23 protein-coding genes and 2 tRNA genes are annotated in these 19,191 nt (G+C 71.1%); 10 read left to right on the top strand and 15 right to left on the bottom strand.

Going from position 1 to position 19,191, the window contains the following annotated elements; all coding sequences use genetic code 11:
• Positions 1-21: 21 nt before the first annotated feature.
• A complete protein-coding gene (locus tag AB0I71_RS19960; protein ID WP_357586651.1) occupies positions 22-156 on the bottom strand; it encodes a hypothetical protein in 135 nt (44 codons plus the stop codon).
• Positions 157-173: 17 nt separating this feature from the next.
• On the opposite strand from AB0I71_RS19960, the gene AB0I71_RS19955 reads away from it, so the two are divergent.
• Positions 174-518 carry a hypothetical protein gene (locus AB0I71_RS19955; RefSeq protein WP_357586649.1) on the top strand — a complete coding sequence of 115 codons (345 nt, stop codon included), beginning with the start codon at positions 174-176 and terminating at the stop codon, positions 516-518.
• Positions 519-725: 207 nt separating this feature from the next.
• Here the strand turns inward: AB0I71_RS19955 and AB0I71_RS19950 are convergent, their stop codons facing one another.
• Complete coding sequence (locus AB0I71_RS19950; RefSeq protein ID WP_357586647.1) at positions 726-1,220, bottom strand: DinB family protein; 495 nt, start codon at positions 1,218-1,220, stop codon at positions 726-728.
• A gap of 175 nt (positions 1,221-1,395) precedes the next feature.
• On the opposite strand from AB0I71_RS19950, the gene AB0I71_RS19945 reads away from it, so the two are divergent.
• Positions 1,396-1,917: a hypothetical protein gene (locus AB0I71_RS19945; RefSeq protein WP_357586645.1), complete on the top strand. Its 522-nt coding sequence runs from the start codon at positions 1,396-1,398 to the stop codon at positions 1,915-1,917.
• Positions 1,918-2,016: 99 nt separating this feature from the next.
• Complete coding sequence (locus tag AB0I71_RS19940; protein WP_357586643.1) at positions 2,017-2,613, top strand: GNAT family N-acetyltransferase; 597 nt, start codon at positions 2,017-2,019, stop codon at positions 2,611-2,613.
• Here AB0I71_RS19940 and AB0I71_RS19935 read toward each other — a convergent pair.
• Positions 2,602-3,318, bottom strand: a complete 717-nt coding sequence (locus tag AB0I71_RS19935) for an SDR family oxidoreductase (RefSeq protein WP_357586641.1) — start codon at positions 3,316-3,318, stop codon at positions 2,602-2,604. The two genes, AB0I71_RS19940 and AB0I71_RS19935, sit on opposite strands and share 12 nt — an antisense overlap.
• Before the next feature lie 73 nt (positions 3,319-3,391).
• Positions 3,392-3,949 (bottom strand): hypothetical protein, encoded by a 558-nt coding sequence (locus AB0I71_RS19930; protein WP_357586640.1) that lies wholly within the window; start codon positions 3,947-3,949, stop codon positions 3,392-3,394.
• 316 nt (positions 3,950-4,265) lie between these two features.
• Here AB0I71_RS19930 and AB0I71_RS19925 point away from each other — a divergent pair, with 316 nt between their 5' ends.
• A complete protein-coding gene (locus AB0I71_RS19925; RefSeq protein ID WP_357586638.1) occupies positions 4,266-5,510 on the top strand; it encodes a DUF6596 domain-containing protein in 1,245 nt (414 codons plus the stop codon).
• Between the two features lie 102 nt (positions 5,511-5,612).
• Positions 5,613-5,987, top strand: coding sequence for a YciI family protein (locus AB0I71_RS19920; RefSeq protein WP_357586636.1), 375 nt, complete (start codon positions 5,613-5,615; stop codon positions 5,985-5,987).
• A gap of 31 nt (positions 5,988-6,018) precedes the next feature.
• Here the strand turns inward: AB0I71_RS19920 and AB0I71_RS19915 are convergent, their stop codons facing one another.
• The 3 genes from AB0I71_RS19915 to AB0I71_RS19905 all read right to left on the bottom strand — a co-directional run bounded on the left by AB0I71_RS19915 (position 6,019) and on the right by AB0I71_RS19905 (position 7,566).
• The gene (locus AB0I71_RS19915) at positions 6,019-7,386 is read right to left on the bottom strand and encodes an SDR family NAD(P)-dependent oxidoreductase (RefSeq protein WP_357586635.1); all 1,368 of its coding nucleotides are present in this window, start codon (positions 7,384-7,386) and stop codon (positions 6,019-6,021) included.
• Positions 7,387-7,407: 21 nt separating this feature from the next.
• Positions 7,408-7,482 (bottom strand) — tRNA-Ser (locus AB0I71_RS19910).
• A gap of 11 nt (positions 7,483-7,493) precedes the next feature.
• Positions 7,494-7,566 (bottom strand) — tRNA-Asp (locus AB0I71_RS19905).
• 119 nt (positions 7,567-7,685) lie between these two features.
• Here AB0I71_RS19905 and AB0I71_RS19900 point away from each other — a divergent pair.
• Positions 7,686-7,898 (top strand): DNA-binding protein, encoded by a 213-nt coding sequence (locus AB0I71_RS19900; protein ID WP_357586633.1) that lies wholly within the window; start codon positions 7,686-7,688, stop codon positions 7,896-7,898.
• 200 nt (positions 7,899-8,098) lie between these two features.
• Here the strand turns inward: AB0I71_RS19900 and AB0I71_RS19895 are convergent, their stop codons facing one another.
• A complete protein-coding gene (locus AB0I71_RS19895; RefSeq protein ID WP_357586631.1) occupies positions 8,099-8,926 on the bottom strand; it encodes a helix-turn-helix transcriptional regulator in 828 nt (275 codons plus the stop codon).
• Between the two features lie 127 nt (positions 8,927-9,053).
• Here AB0I71_RS19895 and AB0I71_RS19890 point away from each other — a divergent pair, with 127 nt between their 5' ends.
• Both AB0I71_RS19890 and AB0I71_RS19885 read left to right on the top strand, forming a co-directional pair.
• The gene (locus AB0I71_RS19890) at positions 9,054-9,782 is read left to right on the top strand and encodes an Atu4866 domain-containing protein (protein WP_357586629.1); all 729 of its coding nucleotides are present in this window, start codon (positions 9,054-9,056) and stop codon (positions 9,780-9,782) included.
• A gap of 26 nt (positions 9,783-9,808) precedes the next feature.
• Positions 9,809-11,152, top strand: coding sequence for an amidohydrolase family protein (locus tag AB0I71_RS19885; protein ID WP_357586627.1), 1,344 nt, complete (start codon positions 9,809-9,811; stop codon positions 11,150-11,152).
• A gap of 71 nt (positions 11,153-11,223) precedes the next feature.
• Here the strand turns inward: AB0I71_RS19885 and AB0I71_RS19880 are convergent, their stop codons facing one another.
• The 7 genes from AB0I71_RS19880 to AB0I71_RS19850 are packed head-to-tail and all read right to left on the bottom strand — an operon-like array spanning position 11,224 to position 16,583.
• Positions 11,224-12,240, bottom strand: a complete 1,017-nt coding sequence (locus tag AB0I71_RS19880) for a HAMP domain-containing sensor histidine kinase (RefSeq protein WP_357586625.1) — start codon at positions 12,238-12,240, stop codon at positions 11,224-11,226.
• Entirely contained in the window at positions 12,237-12,947 is a 711-nt protein-coding gene (locus AB0I71_RS19875; protein WP_357586623.1) for a response regulator transcription factor, read from the bottom strand. Before AB0I71_RS19875 ends, AB0I71_RS19880 begins: the two co-directional genes overlap by 4 nt.
• Positions 12,948-12,957: 10 nt before the next feature.
• A complete protein-coding gene (locus AB0I71_RS19870; protein WP_357586621.1) occupies positions 12,958-13,422 on the bottom strand; it encodes a hypothetical protein in 465 nt (154 codons plus the stop codon).
• Positions 13,419-14,633, bottom strand: coding sequence for a molybdopterin-dependent oxidoreductase (locus AB0I71_RS19865; RefSeq protein ID WP_357586619.1), 1,215 nt, complete (start codon positions 14,631-14,633; stop codon positions 13,419-13,421). Before AB0I71_RS19865 ends, AB0I71_RS19870 begins: the two co-directional genes overlap by 4 nt.
• The gene (locus AB0I71_RS19860) at positions 14,630-15,271 is read right to left on the bottom strand and encodes a class I SAM-dependent methyltransferase (RefSeq protein ID WP_357586618.1); all 642 of its coding nucleotides are present in this window, start codon (positions 15,269-15,271) and stop codon (positions 14,630-14,632) included. The genes AB0I71_RS19865 and AB0I71_RS19860 overlap by 4 nt, the downstream gene beginning before the upstream one ends.
• Positions 15,268-15,927: a TIGR04282 family arsenosugar biosynthesis glycosyltransferase gene (locus AB0I71_RS19855; protein WP_357586616.1), complete on the bottom strand. Its 660-nt coding sequence runs from the start codon at positions 15,925-15,927 to the stop codon at positions 15,268-15,270. The genes AB0I71_RS19860 and AB0I71_RS19855 overlap by 4 nt, the downstream gene beginning before the upstream one ends.
• Positions 15,924-16,583, bottom strand: a complete 660-nt coding sequence (locus AB0I71_RS19850) for a glycosyltransferase family 2 protein (protein WP_357586614.1) — start codon at positions 16,581-16,583, stop codon at positions 15,924-15,926. Before AB0I71_RS19850 ends, AB0I71_RS19855 begins: the two co-directional genes overlap by 4 nt.
• Positions 16,584-16,706: 123 nt before the next feature.
• On the opposite strand from AB0I71_RS19850, the gene AB0I71_RS19845 reads away from it, so the two are divergent.
• Positions 16,707-17,756, top strand: coding sequence for an NAD-dependent epimerase/dehydratase family protein (locus tag AB0I71_RS19845; protein ID WP_357586612.1), 1,050 nt, complete (start codon positions 16,707-16,709; stop codon positions 17,754-17,756).
• A complete protein-coding gene (locus AB0I71_RS19840) occupies positions 17,753-19,141 on the top strand; it encodes a hypothetical protein (protein WP_357586610.1) in 1,389 nt (462 codons plus the stop codon). Before AB0I71_RS19845 ends, AB0I71_RS19840 begins: the two co-directional genes overlap by 4 nt.
• Positions 19,142-19,191 lie beyond the last annotated feature (50 nt).

The following is a 19,191-nucleotide window of genomic DNA, read 5'->3' as shown; positions in this document are numbered from 1 at the left end:
GGTGCGCTGCGGTGCGATGGGTCAGCGGGGTCGCAGGTGCCGGAGGAAGAAGCGGTTCGCGTCGTCGCCCTCGAAGTGCGGGACGCCGGTGCGTCCGCCCATGTTGGCCTGCAGTGTCTTCGCCCTGAAGCCGAGGGCGTCGGGAGTTTCCTGCACTCGCTAAGGTCGTCGCCGTGAGCGATCATCAGGATGGCGCGTGGACGCTGCACCGGCGCGCCGACGGCCGGACACTCGCTGATCTCATAGTCACCGGTGGCGACTTTCCGTGGCTGAACGCTCGTGTCGAACCGAGAGCGGGACTGGAGGAGATCCGGCCACTGTTCGTCGAGGAACTGCGGCTGCTCGACGGTGTCGATGAGGATGTCGACTCCTGGGAACGCGCATACGACGCGGTCCGGAACGCCGTGACGATGCGGTACCCGGACGGCCAGGAGGTTCCTGAGTTCCTGCTCCACGTCGACGGCAACGAGGCGTGGTGGCGATGGAGTGACGAGCCCTTCGACGAAGAGGACACCTAGGCATGTCGTGCCAACCAGCCGAATTCCGGCAGGGTTGGCGACAAGACTCCGTTGATCAGGGTCGGTGCCTTGATCTGGCATCGGTACTCCGGTTCACGTACTGTCCGGCCGCTGACGTCGGGTGCGCGGCCGAAACGGGCCTCGGCATCCTGGTCGAGGCCGACGAGGCAATGTTCGCAGCCAGCGGAGCGCGTCGGGCCCGACTGGTCAGCGGCCGGTCGCCCCGTCCACGAGTTCTCGCAGGATGTCGGCGTGCCCGGCGTGCCGGACGGTTTCGCCGGTCATGTGAGCGAACACCCAGCGAAGCGTCCGAGGCTCGCCGTCCACCGGGCGGGCGGTGCGGACGTCCATGCCGCCAGCGGCACTGATGTGCGCGTCGCTCTCGGCGATCGCGCTGCGGTAGTCGGCGATGACCTGATCCGCGCGGCGGTCCGCGGCGACCACCATGTCGAAGTCGACATCGGCGTACCGCACGTCGCCCGCCAGGGTGAAGCCGAACCAGTACCGCTCGGCGTCGGTCAGGTGCGCAACCAGCCCCAGCAGCGTCGTGTCGGACACCACCAGGCGACGTCGTAGTTGTTCATCGTCCAACCCGCTGACCTTCTTCAGCACGCAGGACCGGGCGAAGGACAAGAACGCCAGCGCCGTGTCCAGCTCGCCGCCGTCGTTGCGCGGCACCCCTTCGCGTTGCGATTCGAGCACGGGTACGACCCTACGTCGATCCGGTCGACAGGTGTGTTGAGGTGGCTGACCAACGGATCAGCCTTCCGCCCGTACCGGATCCGCGTGAGCCGGCCGGCGTGCTTGTCGTGTCCGGTGCGGTGGACCGGACACCCGGAGGTTTCGCCGGCTCCCGCTTGCGGGTAGCGGACGGCTCATGAACCGCAACCTCGCGAAGGGCCTGCAGGTTGCGTGGGGCCTGCCGGAGTTCCGTGGCGGGCTGCGCCACCTCATCGATCTTGACGAGGTGGCGGTGCTGCTGGCCACACTGTCCGACCCCGATCATGACCGTGAGGTGGAGCGCAGCCTGGTGCGGCTGCTGCGGTCCGGCCTCGACACGGTCGAGATCCGGGAGGCTGTGTTGCTGCTGCTGGAGCAGGAGGAGGTACGCCGACCACTTGTCGCGGCGGTGGAGCCGCTCGCGGACCGGCCAGGTCAGTCCGCGGCCATCGCCTCAGCCGCCGAGGACCCGGCCGTGCGGCGCGAGGTGCGGGCGGTGCTGGACAGCCGCCAGGTGCGCGAGCTGATCTGGCATGCGCTGGAGAACCAGTTCAGCGAGAACCGATTCGGCCTGATCCGCCGCGCGGCGGTGCTGTTCCTGCGGCATTCGAGCGTCCGACGTCTGGCCTGGGCCCTGCACCGACACGGCGTGCTGCGCGAGCTACGTCCCAAGTCGTGATCCGCGTCCGTCGGGGCCGAGCGGGGGACCACCTCCCTGCCCGGCGGGACCCGGTAATTCGGATGTGTCGCGGTGCTGGGCTCGTTAACGTCCCACCTCGTGGGGAGCCCAGACCTACGCACCGAACGCCTTGAGCTTCGTCCCGTGCGTGACGAGGACATTGACCGCATCCTGGAGTACCGCAACCTGCCGGAGGTCACCCGCTGGCTGCTGCGTACCGATGTCGATCCGGCGGCCTTCCGGGCGGCGTGGCAGCGCGCGGCGGACGACCCCGACGACCACAGCGTGGCGGTGGTCCTCGACGACGTGGTGATCGGCACCGTCTCGCTCGACGTGGTCGACGGCATGGGGCAACCCGGCATGCCGGCACGGACGGAAGCCCAGCTCGGCTACATCTTCGATCCGGCGTACGGCGGCCATGGCTACGCGACCGAGGCGGCCACCGCGATGGTGGCGTACTCGTTCGACCGGTTGGGTGTTCGGAGGATCACCGCCGGGTGCTATGCGGACAACCTGGCATCGGTACGGATTCTCGAGAAGATCGGCATGCGCCGTGAGCAACACGGCATCGGCGACTCCTGGCACGCCGAGTTGGGCTGGGTGGACGGCTACACGTACGCCCTGCTCGCCGAGACCTGGCACCAGGCGACGGTCGGCAACGGTGGTGGGGAAGGTGGCCCGTGCTCAGGGGTGTGACTGCCGGACCTGCTCGAAGCGGAACTCACGAATGAAACAGTCACGCGGTTGACCGACGGCGAACAGCACGCAGTCGACAACCGACCGCGCGGTGAGATCGTGGTCCGACTGCCGGGCCCCCTCCTGGACGAAGTCCGGCGGAAACAGCGAGATCACCCGGATTCCTGCTGGCCGCAGCCGATACGACAGGATCTCCGCCAGCCCGGCGTGGGCGTGTTTGGCGGCGTAGAAGGCAGGATGGGCGCCGGAGCGGCGGTGCCCCACCTCGCCACAAGCGGAGATCATGTTGACGATGTCCGGCCGCGGCGAGGCCCGGAGCAGCGGCAGCAGATGCTTGGTCACCAACACCGTGCCGGTCCCGCCCGCCGCGATCACCCCGCCGATCTCATCGTCGGAGACGTCTCCCAGATCGTCACCATCGACATAGGGCGCACCGTTGTTGACAAGCACATCGAGGTGATCCGTCCGGTCGGCCAGAGCTGCACCGAACGCCCGCACCGAATCCGGTACGGCCAGGTCGCACCGGAACGCCTCTGCCCGACCCGGCCCCCGCCGGTTGATCGAATCCGCCACATGCTCGGCCGCGGACAGGTCACGGGCGGCGAGGAAGACCCGGGCACCGCGTTGCGCGAAGGCCTCGGCCAGGAGCCTCCCGGTGTCACGCGCGGCGCCGGTGACAGCGACGTGCAGGCCGTCAAGGTTCATGGCCGACAGCGAAGCACCTGAACCCTGGTCGAGGTCAACCGGGGGTCCCGCCCGCCGTGCCTGGCCAGACACTTCACGTGTCCAGCAGGCCAGTCACCGTGCCGCGCCGGTCGGGCTCGTCGCTGGTCCGGGCGGTGCCCCGCGCCAGTGACTCGGCCATCTCGTCGCGTCGACGAAGCGCGGCACGCCATCCCACGACCTGCGCCACGATCCTCTCGCCGTGGGCCGCTGTCGCCTGGACCGTCCACGGACGCCGGAACAACACCCGACCCAGGACCGCCGAGACCAGCAGCACGAGGACCACGACGAGGTCGATGACCACGAGGAGCAGCGGTAGCAGCACCCACCAGAACACGACCGCAGTGATGATCACCGCGAAGAAGACCACCACCAGGACGAAGACCACGTCCTCCAGGTCGAACCCACCACCTGCTCCGCCGCGGTTCGAGCCGGGTGTCGCGGCGTCGCCCACCTGGAGCGTGCCGTCGACGACATCGCCGATGCCACGGTCCCGATCCCGCTTGCGCCGCCAGCCGCCGAACCGTCGGGCAAGTGCCCTCCAGCGAGGCTCCCAGACCACGCGCACCGTCCACCGGATGCCGTCCGGCGCTGACACCGACACGCTTCTCACGGCGTCAAGCTAGCCAACAGTCGCAACGCCACCTCAGCGGGGCGCCGGTCGGACAGGGACCGACATGGGGAGAGTCCAGCGGTGTGGCCTCCGCACGATCTCCGCCTGCGGAGTCGACGAACACCCGCAGCCCTAGGCTTACCCTCGCCTCGTACAGCCGGCGCACGGCCTGGCCGCGCCACCTCTGCCGGGTACGGCGACCAGTCCGGCAGCCGGACACGAGGACTCGGGAGAGCCCACGTGTCCGGGAGTGAGAGGAGACGGCCCATGACGGAGTACCCGATCGCCTTCGATCCGTCCGAGTGCTTGGTGAGCCGTGACCGGTCCCACCGCTGAGCAGGCGATCACCCGCGTCCACCACGAGGAGTGGGCGCGGGTGGTCGCCAGCCTCGCGCGCCGTTTCGGCGACCTCGATGTTGCCGAGGAGGCGACGGCGGAGGCGTTGGTCACGGCCGCGGAGCGGTGGCCGCGCGAGGGCGTACCGCCCAATCCCGGTGGTTGGCTCGCCACCACCGCCACCCGCAAGGCGATCGACCGGCTCCGCCGCGACTCGCAGCGCGACGCCAAGCACCAGGCGGCCCGGCTCGTGTACGACGACACCCCGGCTGAGCCGACCGGACCGGTGGAGGACGATCGGCTCAGACTGGTCTTCATCTGTTGCCACCCGGCGCTCGCGATGGAGGCCCGGGTGGCACTCACCCTGCGCCTGCTCGGCGGTCTCACCGTCGCCGAGATCGCCCGCGCCTTTCTGGTGCAGGAGACCACGATGGCGCGGCGGATCACCCGCGCCAAGGCGAAGATCAAGGCGGCCCGGATTCCCTACCGGGTGCCCGGGGCCGGCGACATCCGCGAACGGCTCGTCGGCGTGCTCGCCGTCGTCTACCTCATCTTCAACGAGGGCTATCTGCCCGGCAACGGGGACGACCCGGTGCGCGTCGACCTCACCGACGAGGCGATCCGACTCGGCCGCCTGCTCCGGGCTCTCCTTCCGGACGACGGTGAGGTAGCCGGCCTGCTTGCCCTGATGCTGTTCACCGACGCCCGGCGGTCGGCACGTGTGTCCCGTACCGGCGAGCTGGTGACCCTCGACGAGCAGGACCGCACCGCCTGGAACCGCACCCTCATCGCCGAGGCGAACGCCCTGGTCCACGAGCGGATCAAGGCGGTGGCGGCCGGCGGCGACCCACCCGGGCGCTACCAGGTGCAGGCCGCGATCAACGCGATCCACACGAACGCCCCCTCAAGCCGGGACACCGACTGGCGCACCCTGCTCGCCCTCTACGACAGCCTGGTGCAGCTCGACCCCTCGCCGATCGTCTGGCTCAACCGGGCGGTCGTGGCCTCCGAGGTCGACGGCCCCGAGGTCGGGCTCGCCGAGATCGTCCGGCTCGCCGAGGCCCTCGACGGTTACCACGCCTTCCACGCCGCCCGCGCCGACCTGCTGCGGCGCCTCGGACGCGGCGGCGAGGCGCGAGCGGCGTACGACCGGGCCATCGGCCTGGCCGGCAACCCCGCGGAGCGGGCCTACCTCACCCGCCGCCGCGACCAGCTCACCGGCTGACCGGCGAATTTTTCTTCTGGCACATTGTCGGATGCGCGGGGGGTCGTTCGTAGACCAGGTGACAGGTGGCCGGAGCAGGCCGCCGGAACAAGGAGTCAGGAAATGACGCGGTACTTGATCTCTTTCAACGACGGCGCCATGGACCACATCCCCGACGAGGACCTGCCCGATGTGGGCAAGGCCGCGCACGCGGTGCTCCAGGAGGCGGTGAACGCCGGCGTGTTCGTGTGCGGCGCCGGACTCCAGCGGCAGCAGGCGAGCATCGTCGCCCCGGACGGCCTGGTGGCCGACGGCCCTTACCCGGAGACCAAGGAGGTCATCGGCGGGTTCGTGGTTCTCGACCTGGCCTCCAGAGAAGATGCGCTGAGGTGGGCTGCCAAGTTCGCCAGCGCCTGCCGCTGTGCGCAGGAGGTACGGGAACTCATGGCGGACCCCGACATGGACGAGATGCTCCGCGAGGCTGCCCGCCGAGAGTGACCACATCCAAGCGCGGCGACGGTCGCGGTGTTCACCACGGGACCACTGCGTAGTTCTTCAGCAGGACACCATGCAGGGGTGTGCCGTCTTCGCCGCTGATGATGGGGTGGTAGATCCGGGCCGCCGCGTCGACGACGTCCAGTGGAGGCTGCCAGCCGGTGGCGGCGCGCTGGGCTTTGATCGTGGCGGGATTTTCGTCGGTGATCCAGCCGGTGTCGACGCCGCACATGTACACCCGGTGCCGGGCGAGGTCGGTGGCGCCGACACGGGTGAGCATGTTCAGGGCAGCTTTGCTGACACAGGTGTGGGGGTGCCGGTCGGGGCCGGTGCTGTCTTCGGAGAACCAACCTTCGCGTCCGGTCACGTTCACCACGTACCGGCCGCCGGGTCCGGGTGTGGTCAGGGCCGGTCGGAGCCGGTCCAGGAGAAGAAACGGCGCGACGACGTTCACCAGTTGCACCTCCAGCAGCTCGACCGGGTCGATCTGGCCGATTCTGGCGGTCCAGGAATTCGCGGTGCCCGGGACGACGAGCGCGCCGGTCGCGTCGATGAGAGAGGTCAATTCCTGGCGGGTTGCTTCCGACCGGGTGGCGAGGCGCAGGCTCCAGTCGGCCGGTGCGGCACCCGGTCGGAACCCGGTCGCCGATTCGACGGCGACGCCGGGCGGAGCGGCTCGCAGTTCTGCCGCGATGAGCGGCTGGTAGGCCCACATCGGCCGGCGCACCGTCTGCGCCGCGTTGTTGATCAGAATGTCCAGCCGAGGAGCGTCCACGGCCAACCGTTCGGCGACGTCGAGCACCTGACGAGGGTCGCGCAGGTCAGCGCCGATGACGCGTAGCGACGCCAACCAGTCGGTCGCGTCTGGCTCGGCTGCGTACCGCCGGGCGGCGTCAGCCGGAAACCGCGTCACCACCGTGACGGCAGCCCCGTCGCGGAGCAGTTTCAGCGCCACCTGGAAGCCGATTTTGACCCGCCCCCCGGTCACCACCGCCCGACGGCCCGTCAGATCGGCGCGGGCGTGCCGATGCCGACGATGCAGGTCCGCGCAGCCAGGACACAGCGCGTGGTAGAAGGCGTCGACGGTACGGAACCGGTCGCGGCAGCCGTAGCAGCGGCGCTCCCGCCGGGTCCGTCCGATGCTGGCCGCGCCAGGCAGGTCAGTGCGATCTGACACCGGTACGCCCTCGGCGCGGTCCCCGGCTCCGGTGGCGGCGTCTGCGACGACGGCCCGGTCGGCGGCTGCCGTCCTCCGCCGTCGATCAGCACGCCGCTGACGCTGCGCATCCTTGAGCAGCCCGTCGACCGCACGCTGCACTCGCTGACGGACCGGGTCGTCGACGGGCAATGCGCGGATCTCGCCGAGCACCCGCAGGGTTTGCTCGACCTCTTCGCTGTTCATCGTTCCTCACCAACCGGTCGGCGTGGACGGACCGGATTCGAACCGGCGTCCTCCGCATGAGCAGTGCGGCGCGTCGACCTCTGCGCTACCGACCACGCGACAGGGGTGGGGCCCGACCGGACTCGAACCGGCATCCTCCGCCCTGATAAGGCGGCGCGACTACCTCTGCGCTACAGGCCCCACCACGACGCATCGTAGCGATGTCGATGAGCCTGCCGCCAACCGATAAGTCGACTCATCTGACGAGCCCATCAGATGCGAGGACGCGGATCTGCGCGCGGACGGATTATCGTGATCGGGTGAGTACCCGCGACGTGCCGGCACAGATCGGTGACCTCCCTCCGCTCGGGCGGCCTGCCAACAGCGCCCTACTCGAAGCCGGCATCACGACGCTTGCTCAAGTGGCTACCCACAGCCGCCGCGATCTGCTCGCCCTGCACGGCGTCGGGCCGAGGGCGATCGGCATCCTGGCGGCCGCACTGGCCGATCGTGGCCTCACCTTCGCCAACTGACAGCAACGGCTGACTGCGGCCTGCCCTTAGGCCGCGTTTCATAAGACCGTGCCCGGCTGCGCCGGACCCAGACGGCGACCGGCGGCGTTGGAGGTTCGTCCGGATACAACACCGGTATCCGGACGAACCTCCGCCTTGCCGGACCACCGCCTGGGCCTCGGCTCGCTCGGGCGAGCCTTATGAAACGCGGCCTGGTGGGCTCACCGGAACCATTCGCTGGCGGCTAGCGTGCCCAGCAGCCGCAAAGCCTCAGCGCTGCGGCTGTGTGGCTCCGCGCGGTACACGATCAACTGCTGGCCGGGCGCGTCCCGCACGTCGAACGCGTGGTACGACAACGTCATCTCGCCTACCGCGCCGTGCCGGAACGTTTTCGCCTCGTGCGTCTTGCCCTGCACGTCGTGACGCTCCCACAGCCGGCGGAACTCCGGGCTCGCCGCGCTGACCTCCTCGACCAGCTCCCGCGCCCGCCGGTCCTGCGGGTCATGGCCGAGGGCCAGGCGCAGGTTGGCCACGCACGTTGCGGCTGCGCGTCGCCAGTCGACGAAGAACGTCGGGCCGGCCGGGTCCAGGAAGGTCATCCGGACGAGGTTGTCCGCCTCGGCGAAGTCCGCGTAGAACGCGTCGGCCAGCGCGTTGCCCGCCAGCAGGTCGAGCCGCCGGTCGATGACCACGGCCGGGGTGTCCGGCCAGGCGTCGAGCAACTCCCGCAGGCTCTGCCCGACCTGGGGCCGGGCTGGTGTCGGCGCGCCGCCGGGCGGAAGCCCGGCCAGCCGGAAGAGATGGTCGCGGGCGTCCGGCCCGAGATCGAGCGCCCGGGCGACGGCGGCCAGCACCGACGACGACGGGTTGCGCTCGCGGCCCTGTTCGAGCCGGGTGTAGTAGTCGACGCTCACCCCGGCCAGCACCGCGACCTCCTCGCGCCGCAGCCCCGCGACACGCCGGGTGCCACTGGACACCAGGCCGACGTCGTCTGGCGTCAACCGGGCGCGTCTAGCGGTGAGGAACGCCCCGAGCGCGGTTGTCGGCATGCCACAAACGGTAGCCGCGCGGTCTTCGGGCAGGCAGGGTGCGCCACACCCTGGTTCGGCCCGGCCTGGCTGCCGACTCCGCCGGCGGTGACGGTGGGAGCACGAAACCGAACCCAGGAGGTACGCCATGAGCAGCGCGATGATCGACGAGGCGGTACTGGCGGAGATCGCCGGCGACACCGGTGATCGGCACCGCCCACTGATGTTCGTCAACGCCGCCATCCACACGCTCGACCCGGTGATCGGTGACTTCCCCGCCGCCGACCTGCTGGTCGGCACGAACGAGATCGTCGCGGTCGGCACCGGCCTGCACACGGCGGCCGAGGACGACAGCGCGATCGTCGTGGACTGCACCGGCCTGACCATCGTGCCCGCGATCGTCGACGGTGTCGCCGTCGCCGGCCTGCGTGCCCGTCCGACCGACCGGGTCGGCACGCTCACCCCCGGAAACCCCGCCACCTTCGCCCTGATCGCCGGCCCGACCTCCGGCAGGTCCGCCCTGGAGATGATCGTCTGGCGTCCCGAACAGGCCGCCGCGATCGTCGTCGACGGCGAGATCGCGCTGGTCAACGGCCGTCGGCTCACACCCGTCCCGATCGAGCCCGAGCCGGGACCGCGGTCGGTCGAAAGTCCCTACCTGGGCATGTGGATCGACGAGACCGGCTTTCTGCACCAGGAACTCACCGCAGACGGCCGGTACGACGAGACGCGGGGCGGCCGGCCGCACGCGTACCAGGGGGCGTTCTGGATCGACGGCGACCGGATCGTCTACCACGACGACCTGGGCTTCTGGGCGTACGGCCGGTTCGTCGACGGGGTGCTGCACCACGCCGGTTACGTCCTGCACCGCCGGTGACCGCTGACAACGAAGGGACGCTCGAAATGATGCTGTTCAGTGGCGGCACGGTCGTCACCATGGACCCGGCGATCGGCGACCTGGCGCGGGGTGACGTGCTGGTCCGGGAGGACCGGATCGTCGCGGTCGGCCCGGACCTGCGGTCGCATCCGGAAGCGGCGGGCGCGACCGTGATCGACACGGCTGGCCGGATCGTCAGCCCCGGATTCGTCGACACCCATCGGCACGCCTGGCAGGCGCAGCTGCGCCGCAGCATCCCCGACGTGACCGACCTGGGGGAGTACGTGAGGTCGACGCTGGCCGGGATCGCGCCCGCGTACACACCGCACGACATGTACGTCGGCACCCGGCTCGCCGCGCTCACCGCCCTCGACGCCGGCATCACCACGATGCTCGACTTCTCGCACAACTCACGCACCGCGGCGCATTCGGACGCGGCGATCCAGGCGCTTGTGGACACCGGCATCCGGGGCGTACACGCTTCGATGGGACCGCACTTCGGCGACTGGGACCGCCAGTGGCCCGCCGACCTGGCCCGGTTGCGCGGGGCGTACCACAGGGCTAACGGCGGCCTGGTGACCCTGCGTCTGGCGGCGTTGGCCACCGACGAGATCGCCGGGCCGGCCCTGGCCTACGGGCGGAACCTCGCGGCCGTCGCCCGCGATCTCGGCATCGGCGTCAGCGTGGACGCGGTGTTCGGTGCGTCGTCCTCCACGGCGATCCTGCGCTGGGCCGCCGACGGGCTGCTCGGCCCGGACCTGACCCTGATCCACGCCACGGGCCTCACCCAGCAGGCGTGGCAGGCGATGGGCGACGCCGGGGTCACCGTGTCACTGGCACCGACCTCCGAGCCGCAGATCGGGCTGGAGACGGCGGTGCCTGCGATCGACGAGGCGCTGGCGGCCGGCATCCGGCCCGGACTCAGCATCGACGTGGAGGTGGCACTCGTCAGCGACATGTTCACCCAGATGCGGACGCTGCACGCGATCCAGCGGATGCGCGCCGCGAACGCCGACTACGGCACGGACATCACGTCGTACCGGATCACCACCCGCGACGTGCTTGACTTCGCCACGTTGCAGGGCGCCCGAACCAACGGGCTCGGCGACGTCACCGGTTCCCTCACCCCGGGCAAGCAGGCCGACCTGCTGGTCGTCGACGCCGAGGACATCAACACGATGCCGCTCAACGACGCGATCGGCACCCTGGTGCTCGGGGCCGACCCCCGCAACATCGAGACCGTGGTGGTGGGCGGCCAGGTGCGAAAGAGGGACGGGCGGCTCGTCGGCGTGGAGATCGACACGTTGCGCCGGGAGGTGACCTCATCCCGCGACGCGATCCGCAAGGCCACCACCCATCACCATCGCTGACCCGTCAGCACCGGGCAAGGTATGACCCGACGCTGCTCCTGCTCGTTTCATGCCTAAGCCGGTGCCCGTGGTCAGGTGGCGGGCAGGCGTACCTCGAATCGGCAGCCACGGTCGGTGTTGCGTACGTCCACCCGACCACCGTGCGCCTCGACGAGGCCGCGCACGATGGCCAGGCCGAGTCCGCCGCCACCGCCTGAACCGGCCGCTCCGGGGCTGCGGGCGCGTTCACCGCGGAACGCGACGTCGAAGACCCGGTCCAGGTCCTCGCCGGGGATGCCGCCGCAGGTGTCGGAGACCGCCAGCCACACATTGTCGGTCTCGTGGCCGGCGGCGATGTGCACGCTGCCGTCCTCAGGCGTGTAACGGACGGAGTTGATCAGCAGGTTGCTGACGATCCGGGCGAGTTCACGTTCACCCGCCCGGACCTCTGGCCAGCCACTGTCCGCGGCGACCAGATGGATCCGGCGGCGGGCGGCCAACGGGGCGACGCCGGCGATCGCGTCGGAGACGACCTCGCGCAACGGCACGGTGGTGGGCATGAGCCGCAGCGCGCCGGCGTTGATCCGGGACAACTCGAACAGGTCGTCGACGAGCTGAGCCATGCGGTCGGTCTCCACCCGGATCCGCCTGTGGTAATCGTCGACGATGGCCGGGTCCTGGATGATGCCGTCCTCAAGGGCCTCGGCCATGGCGCGCAGCCCGGCCAGGGGAGTGCGCAGGTCGTGGGACACCCAGGCCACGAGTTCCCGGCGACCGGCCTCCAGCCGTCGTTCGCGTTCCCGGGCGGTTTGGGCCCAGACCGCGGAAGCGGCCAGCCGCCTGCCGAACACGGCGCCGACGGCGAGACTGATCAATGCGGCGGCGCTGACCGTGACGAGGACGACCCACAGGTCGTGCGCTGACAGGAACATCGCCTGTGCGACAGTGACGACTCCGGCGACCACGGCGAGCACCGTTACCGCGAGTAGTACCAGGATGTGAACGAGAATCGAGCGGCCACGGAGCAGCCGTAGCGCTGCGGCACCGACCAGGCCGACGACGCCTCCGGCGGCGAGTGCGTAGAGCCCGATGAGCACCGTGTCGGTCACTGGCCAGCTTCCTCATCGAGTGGATCAAAGCGGTATCCGACGCCCCAGACGGTGCGGATGCGCTGCGGGTCGGCCGGATCAGCCTCGATCTTCTCGCGTAGTCGGCGGACGTGGACGGTGACCGTCGACTGGTCGCCGAACTGCCACCCCCAGACCTTGTCCAGCAGGTCGCTGCGCGACCACGCCCGCCCCGGATGGTGCATGAAGAAGATCAGGAGATCGATTTCCCGGGCGGTCAGCGACAACGGCGCGCCGGACATCGTGGCGATACGGCGGGCCGTGTCCACGGTCAGCGCGGCGTCGGTCAGCTTCGCGGGGACGGCGGGATGGGCGGTCTGCGCGGCGGTGCGGCGTAGCACGGAACGGATCCGCAGCACGAGTTCGCGGGGCGAGAAGGGCTTTGTGACGTAGTCGTCTGCGCCGACCTCGAGCCCGAGGACACGGTCAGCCTCCTCACCGAGGGCGGTCAGCATGACCACCGGCAGGTCGGGCAGTTGCCGCCGGATCCGGCGACAGACTTCGAGGCCGTCGATGCCCGGCATCATGAGGTCGAGCACCACGAGATCCGGACGCGCGGCGGCGATCGCGGCGAGACCGTCGGCACCGTCGGCGGCCAGCTGAACCTCGCAGCCGGCCTGCTCCAGGTAACGCCGGACGACGTCACTGACCGTCGGGTCGTCGTCGACCACTAACACCCGGTGTCCCATTCCCACCACGCTATCGACCGGGGGGCACCGGACCGCGCCCAGAGGGTCTTGCGGATTTCTTACGGTCCTGCGCCGCCGCTCTGCCCGGGCGGGTTGGCAACACGCACGCCAGCAGCGTCGTGCCGGCGATGCCGAGCAGGACGGCGACAAGATTGCGGCCGTACGACAACGGCAGCGCCGACGCGTTGTCGGCCGAGCGTCCGAACCCCAGGGCAAGGGGCAGCCCCACCACGACGACCGCCGCGGCGGTGATCGCGGCGATCCGGACCTTTGGCCGGTGCCGGAGCGGGACGCGGGTCAGCGCGGCGCCGACGGCAAGCACCGCCGCCATCCAGACGACGTCGTGCCCCACCAGCACGGCGGCCAGGAAGAACAGCACCCCGCCCGGTGTCAGGTCGGCGTCGGTGGCGGCGCCGACGACGGCGTACGCCATGAGCAGGCAGCCCCCGACGACCAACACGGTGCGGGTCCTCATCGCGACTCCCGTACGGTGATCTGGCTGATCCACTTGGTCTGCAGCACGCCCGGCCGGTTCGGTGCGATCAGCCGCGCCGGGTAGCCGTGGTCGAGGTGCAGGGGCTCGCCGCCCACCCGCAGCGCGACCAGGGTCAGCGGGTCACGCACGTGTTCCGGTGGCACGGTGCAGGCGCGGTACCTGCCGCCCACCTGCAACGACTCGACAATCGCCGTCGAGCGCCGAGGATCGGCACCCACGAGCGCGGCCACGTCGCCCAGCCGCACGCCGGTCCACCTCGCGGTGGCGCTCCAGCCCTCCACGCAGGCGATCGGCAGGTCCGCGGTGTACTGCGGAAGCCCGTCGAGGGCGGCGAGGTCCAGGCTGACGCTGCGGTCGGGTCCGGTGACCCGCAGCCGGTACGCCGGATCGAGGGCTGCGGCGCGCACCCCGGCCCCATCCGCGGTCCGGTTCACCGGCAACCCCTGCGGTCCCGTACCGGGGTGGCGTGGGGCGAGCACCGCCAGACCGGTAAGCGGCCGGACCGTCTGCCCGACCGTGGTCAGGGTGATCAAGCCGGATGCGGCGGCGACGCCACCGAGCAGCGTGCGCCGGCTCAGCCCGTCCTGCCGCGGCTCGCGGACGGGGCGGGTGAGTGCGGCGCGGACCGCCGGAAGCTGTACGCCGATGTGCACCAGGAGCCCGCCGACCGCCAGCCAGGCCACCCAGTAGTGCCCGGCGGTGAAGAAGAACGGCATCGGCGCGTACCAGCGGGAGATGTTGAGCAAGCCGCTGACCAGCAGGAACAGTGTCGCGGCGACAAGCACTCCGGTGCCGGCACGTTCGGCCGCGTGGGCCATCGAGCGGGCTGGCGGCCAGCTGAACAGACGCGGGTAGACCGACCACAGTTTGGCGCCGAGCAGCGGTACCGAGGCGAGACCTGTCGCCACATGCAGACCCTGGGTGACGCGGTAGAGCCCGACCGGGCGCGACGGCCACCAGAACCAGCCCGGCGGGTGTTGGATCAGGTGGCTGAGCAGGCCGGTGACGAAGCAGACGCCGAACGCCACGCCCAGAGCCGTGCCGAGCTGGCTGGTCAGCCGGGTCGACCGGAGCCGCGACCGGAACGACCCGGGGCGCATAGGTCCGCGCCGCAGTGCCACCGGCGGTGCCGGCAACGGCGCCAGACACCACCGGGCGAGCCGCCGCAGCACCGTCGCGCGGCCGGTCACCGGGGAGTCAGGGTGGCGAACCATCGGTTCGATTCCGTCCAGGTGGCCAGAACACGCATCGCCGTGGCGTCGGCCAACGTGGGAAGGTCGTCGAGGGGTACGCAGGCCCAACGCAGCGTGCGGTCGACACCATCCGGGTTCTGCACGGTGGCGGTGCCGGACCAGGCGGGTGTGCCGGCCGGCGCCAGCTCGGCGTGCAGGTGCCCGTCGGTGGCCAGCAGTTGGCGGCACCGGCGAAGCAGTCGGTGCGGGTCACCGCCGATGCCGATGTTGCCGTCGGCGAGCAGCAGGTGGTGCCAGCGACCGGTACCGGGCACCGGACCGAAGACGTCACGTTGCAACGCGGGCGCGCCACGGCGGCGGGCCAGGAGGACCGCGCTGGCGCTGAGGTCGATGCCGAGGGCCGGCCGGCCCGCGTCGATGAGGGCGCTGGTGAGCCGGCCGGGGCCGCAGCCCACATCGAGGGTGTGTCCGGTGCAGGCGGCGATAAGCGCGCCGTCTCCGGCGATCGCGTCCCGGCACCAGGCGGCCGGGTCGAATCGGTGCACACCGCCGCTGGCGTGCCGGGCCGTGAAGGCGGCCGGTATGCCGGCGGCGGCCCTGTCGATCGCGGTGTCGAAGACCGCGACGGCGTTCACCGGGCAACCGATGCGGGAACCGGCACCTCAGCGGCGACGGCACGGGCGAACCGGCTCTGCGGCGGGCACAGTGCGGCCACGGCGCGAGCGTCGGAGGCGGTGTCCACGTCGCACAGCTCAGGCATCAGGTGCACCCGGAGACCACGACGACGCAACGCGTCAAGGGTGCGCCGGCCGGTGGTCGCGGTGGAGGTCGCGATGGTACGCAGCACCGTGGCGTGGCCGGGGTCGCGCAGGCCCAGCGTCCACCAACCGCCGTCGGTGGCCGGACCGAGCACCGCGTCCGGGCCGCCGGCCGTGCCGAGCAGCCCTCGGGCCACGTCGAGGTGACTGACGGCGAGCTGCGGGGTGTCCATGCCGATCAGGACGGTTGGCGTGCCGGGTGCCCAGGTGTCCGCGAACGCGTTGGCGAGGCGGTCGCCGAGGGAATCGCCTCGCTGGGTGAGCGTGGCCCAACCCGGCGGGGCCGGGTGGTCGCCGTCGACCACGAGGATCCGGGAGGCGGCCGCCGCGGTGGTGACGGTGTCGAGGGTGTCGGCCAGCGCGGCGGCGGCGATCCGGGCCGCCTGCTCCGGGGTGCAGGGTGGGCAGAGCCGCGTCTTGACCCGTCCGGGCGTCGGCGCCTTGGCCAACACCAGGACCTGAGAAGCGCTCACCGGGCCAGCACCGTACTCATGTCGCGCACGGCACGGGCGGTGCCGAGCAGAGTGCCTGTCACTTTCGAGCGGGTACCGGCCGCCCTCGGGTGGTAGTCGACGTCGATCTCGACCACCCGCCAACCGGCCCGGCCAGCCGCAATCAGCAGCTCCAACGGGTAACCGAAGCGGCGGTCACGCAACCCCAGCGCCAACAGGTCGTCGCGGCGTACGGCCCGCATCGGGCCGATGTCGTGGACGTCCAGGCCGGTCGTGCGGCGCAACCGGTGTGCGAGGACGGCATTCGCGGCCCGGGCGTGCAGCGGCCACACCCCCCGCGCGGTCGGACGGCGCCGACCGGTGGCCAGCTGTGCCTGACCGGTACGCACGCAACCGACCAGCCGGGGCAGTTGTGCCGGGTCGAAGGAACCGTCGGCGTCCATAACGCACACCACGCCGTCGGTGGGATCCGCCGCCAGGACACCGGCGTGCACGGCGGCACCGTAGCCGGGTTCGGCAACGCTGATCACCTCTGCGCCGTGGGCGCGGGCCACCCCAGCCGAGTCGTCGGTCGAGCCGTTGTCCACCACGATCGGCCGGTAGCCGGCCGGCATCCGGGCCAGCAGGCCGGGCAGCGCCGGTGCCTCGTTCCGGCAGGGAAGAACCACATCGGTCATGTCGCGGACGCTAATCAGGATCGAGCGGGCCAGGTATTACCAGCCGATGATGAAGTCTTACGAAGCGCTGACGGCTGCCCAGCACGACCGCCTCCCGCGCCCGACTGGTTCTAGCGTCAGCGCGTGACTCACGTACTCGTCACCGGCGGAGCCGGTTTCATCGGAACCCATGTCGTCGCCGCGTCGCACCGTGCCGGCCATCAGGTGACCGTCGTGGACGCCGGCCACCCGGGCGCGCACCGCGCGCCGCTGCCGGACACCGTGGCCGGCGTCCCGCTGCGCCGCGTCGACCTGCGTGAGCGGGACGCCGTCGCCGCCGCCCTGGCCGGCGTTGACGTGGTGGTGCACCAGGCGGCCATGGTCGGGCTCGGCGTGGATCTCGACGACCTTCCCGAGTACGTCGGCTGCAACGACCTCGGCACCGCCGTGCTCCTCGCGGAGATGGCCCGCGTGGGCGTCCACCGGCTCGTGCTGGCCAGCTCTATGGTCGTCTACGGCGAGGGTGCCTACCGCTGTGCCCGGCACGGTGCGGTACGCCCCGCCCCACGCGCCGTCGCCGACCTGGCCGCCGGCCGCTTCGAGCCCACCTGCTCCGGCTGCGGCGCCGCCCTGGAACCGGGGCTCGTCGACGAGGACGCACCGTTGGATCCGCGCAGCGTCTACGCCGCCACCAAGGTCGCCCAGGAGCACCTCACAGCGGCCTGGTGCCGGCATACCGGCGGCACCGTGGTGTCGCTGCGGTACCACAACGTGTACGGGCCCGGTATGCCGCGCGACACGCCGTACAGCGGGGTCGCGGCGATCTTCCGGTCCGCGTTGGCAGCCGGTCGGGCCCCCCGGGTGTTCGAGGACGGCTGTCAGCGACGGGACTTCGTGCACGTCGATGATGTGGCGGCGGCCAACCTCGCCGCCGTGACGGCGACCGGCACACGCACCGGTTGGCGCGCCTACAACATCGCCTCCGGTAGCCCGGCGAGCATCGGTGAGATGGCCGGCGAGCTCGCCCGCGCCGCCGGCGGGCCCGCGCCGGTGGTGACCGGCGAGTTCCGGCTCGGCGACGTACGTCACGTGGTCGCCTCACCGGCCCGTGCCGAGGCCGAACTCGGGTTCCGCGCGGCGATCCGCCTCGCCGACGGCGTCAGGCAGTTCGCCCACGCACCACTGCGCGGATGAGGATGACGCTCCCCGCCCGACTGCGGCGCGACACCGAACGGGCCGACCTGATCGCCGTCCTGGTCGCCGTCGGACTGTTCGCCGCGGCCGCTGCTGTCGGTGGCCTGCTCTACCTGCTGGGACGTCCGGTGCAGGCCAGTGCGGCGCCGCTGTACGCGCACTGGCGGCCACATGTCGGCCCCGGCACTCCGCTGGCGTCGGCGGTGGCCGTACTTGTCTGCTGGCGCGGACCCGCACTGGCGGCCCGCCTGCCCTGGCGGCGGCTGCTCGTCCTCTCCTACGCCACGGCGGTGGCCTGGACGCTGTCACTGGCGTTGATCGACGGCTGGCAGCGCGGCATCGCCGGTCGGCTGACCACCCACCATGAATACCTGCACGAGGTTCCCGGCGTCACCGACATCCCCACCATGCTCGGCGCGTTCACCACCCGGATCCTCGATTTCCAACCGGACTCCTGGACCACCCACGTGGCCGGTCACCCGCCCGGAGCGCTGCTGGTGTTCGTCTGGCTCGACCGGATCGGGTTGAGTGGCGGCGGCTGGGCCGGGGCGCTGTGCATCCTGGTGGCAGCACTGACCGCCGTCGCCGTACCGCACACCGTGCACCTGCTCGGCACCGACGACGCGGCGCGTGCCGTACTGCCGTTCGCGGCGTTGTTCCCGGGGGCGGTGTGGTCCGGGGTTTCCGCCGACGGATTGTTCGCCGGGGTGACCGCCACCGGCGTCGCGTTGTTGGCGTACGGCGTCACCCGGGGGAGTGCGGGTGGCGCGCTCGCCGGTGGCGCACTGCTGGGTTTCGGCTGCTACCTCTCCTACGGACTGGTGCTGATGGCCCCGATCGCGGTGGCAGTCGTGCTTCTGGGACACCGGCACCGCCGGGCTGCGTGGTGGACGCTCGGGGGCGTGGCACTGGTCGCGGGCGCGTTCACGGTCGCCGGCTTCGACTGGCTGACCGGCTATCACCTGGTCATCGAACGCTACTACCAGGGCATCGCCAGCCGGCGCGCGTACGGCTACTGGGTCTGGGCCAACCTCACGATCCTGGTCGTCGTCGCTGGCCCGGCTGCCGCCGTCGTCCTCCGCCGTGCATCAGTTGCCGGTTGGCGGGCGGTCGCGTCGCTGCGGCCGGGGTCCGACGTCCTCAAGTCGCACCGGGACGACCCCCGGTACGCCTCCTGGCTGCTGCCCCTTGCCGCGGCGGCGGCGATCGTCGCCGCGGACCTCTCCGGCTACAGCAAGGCCGAGGTCGAACGGATCTGGCTGCCCTTCACCGGGTGGCTCATGGTGGGCACCGCCCTTGTCCCATCCACCAGCCGCCGTACCTGGCTCACCGCGCAGGCAGCGGTGGCCCTCACGGTCAACCACCTGCTCCTGACCGCGTGGTAGGGCCGTGCGCAACGTGCCCGCGCCACGGCGGCCAGGCGGCTTCGACAACT

Origin of the sequence: Micromonospora sp. NPDC049891, from assembly GCF_040660295.1 — a bacterium.
Taxonomy (GTDB): domain Bacteria; phylum Actinomycetota; class Actinomycetes; order Mycobacteriales; family Micromonosporaceae; genus Micromonospora.
The sequence above is the reverse complement of the archived record's forward strand: the minus strand, read 5'-3'. Positions and strand labels throughout refer to the sequence as shown.

Coding starts and splice junctions, on each gene's coding strand:
- AB0I71_RS19945 (WP_357586645.1), top strand. CDS start 1,396: ATGAACCGCAACCTCGCGAAGGGCCTGCAGGTTGCGTGGGGCCTGCCG.
- AB0I71_RS19935 (WP_357586641.1), bottom strand. CDS start 3,318: ATGAACCTTGACGGCCTGCACGTCGCTGTCACCGGCGCCGCGCGTGAC.
- AB0I71_RS19920 (WP_357586636.1), top strand. CDS start 5,613: ATGACGCGGTACTTGATCTCTTTCAACGACGGCGCCATGGACCACATC.
- AB0I71_RS19915 (WP_357586635.1), bottom strand. CDS start 7,386: ATGAACAGCGAAGAGGTCGAGCAAACCCTGCGGGTGCTCGGCGAGATC.
- AB0I71_RS19895 (WP_357586631.1), bottom strand. CDS start 8,926: ATGCCGACAACCGCGCTCGGGGCGTTCCTCACCGCTAGACGCGCCCGG.
- AB0I71_RS19890 (WP_357586629.1), top strand. CDS start 9,054: ATGAGCAGCGCGATGATCGACGAGGCGGTACTGGCGGAGATCGCCGGC.
- AB0I71_RS19885 (WP_357586627.1), top strand. CDS start 9,809: ATGATGCTGTTCAGTGGCGGCACGGTCGTCACCATGGACCCGGCGATC.
- AB0I71_RS19875 (WP_357586623.1), bottom strand. CDS start 12,947: ATGGGACACCGGGTGTTAGTGGTCGACGACGACCCGACGGTCAGTGAC.
- AB0I71_RS19870 (WP_357586621.1), bottom strand. CDS start 13,422: ATGAGGACCCGCACCGTGTTGGTCGTCGGGGGCTGCCTGCTCATGGCG.
- AB0I71_RS19850 (WP_357586614.1), bottom strand. CDS start 16,583: ATGACCGATGTGGTTCTTCCCTGCCGGAACGAGGCACCGGCGCTGCCC.
- AB0I71_RS19840 (WP_357586610.1), top strand. CDS start 17,753: ATGAGGATGACGCTCCCCGCCCGACTGCGGCGCGACACCGAACGGGCC.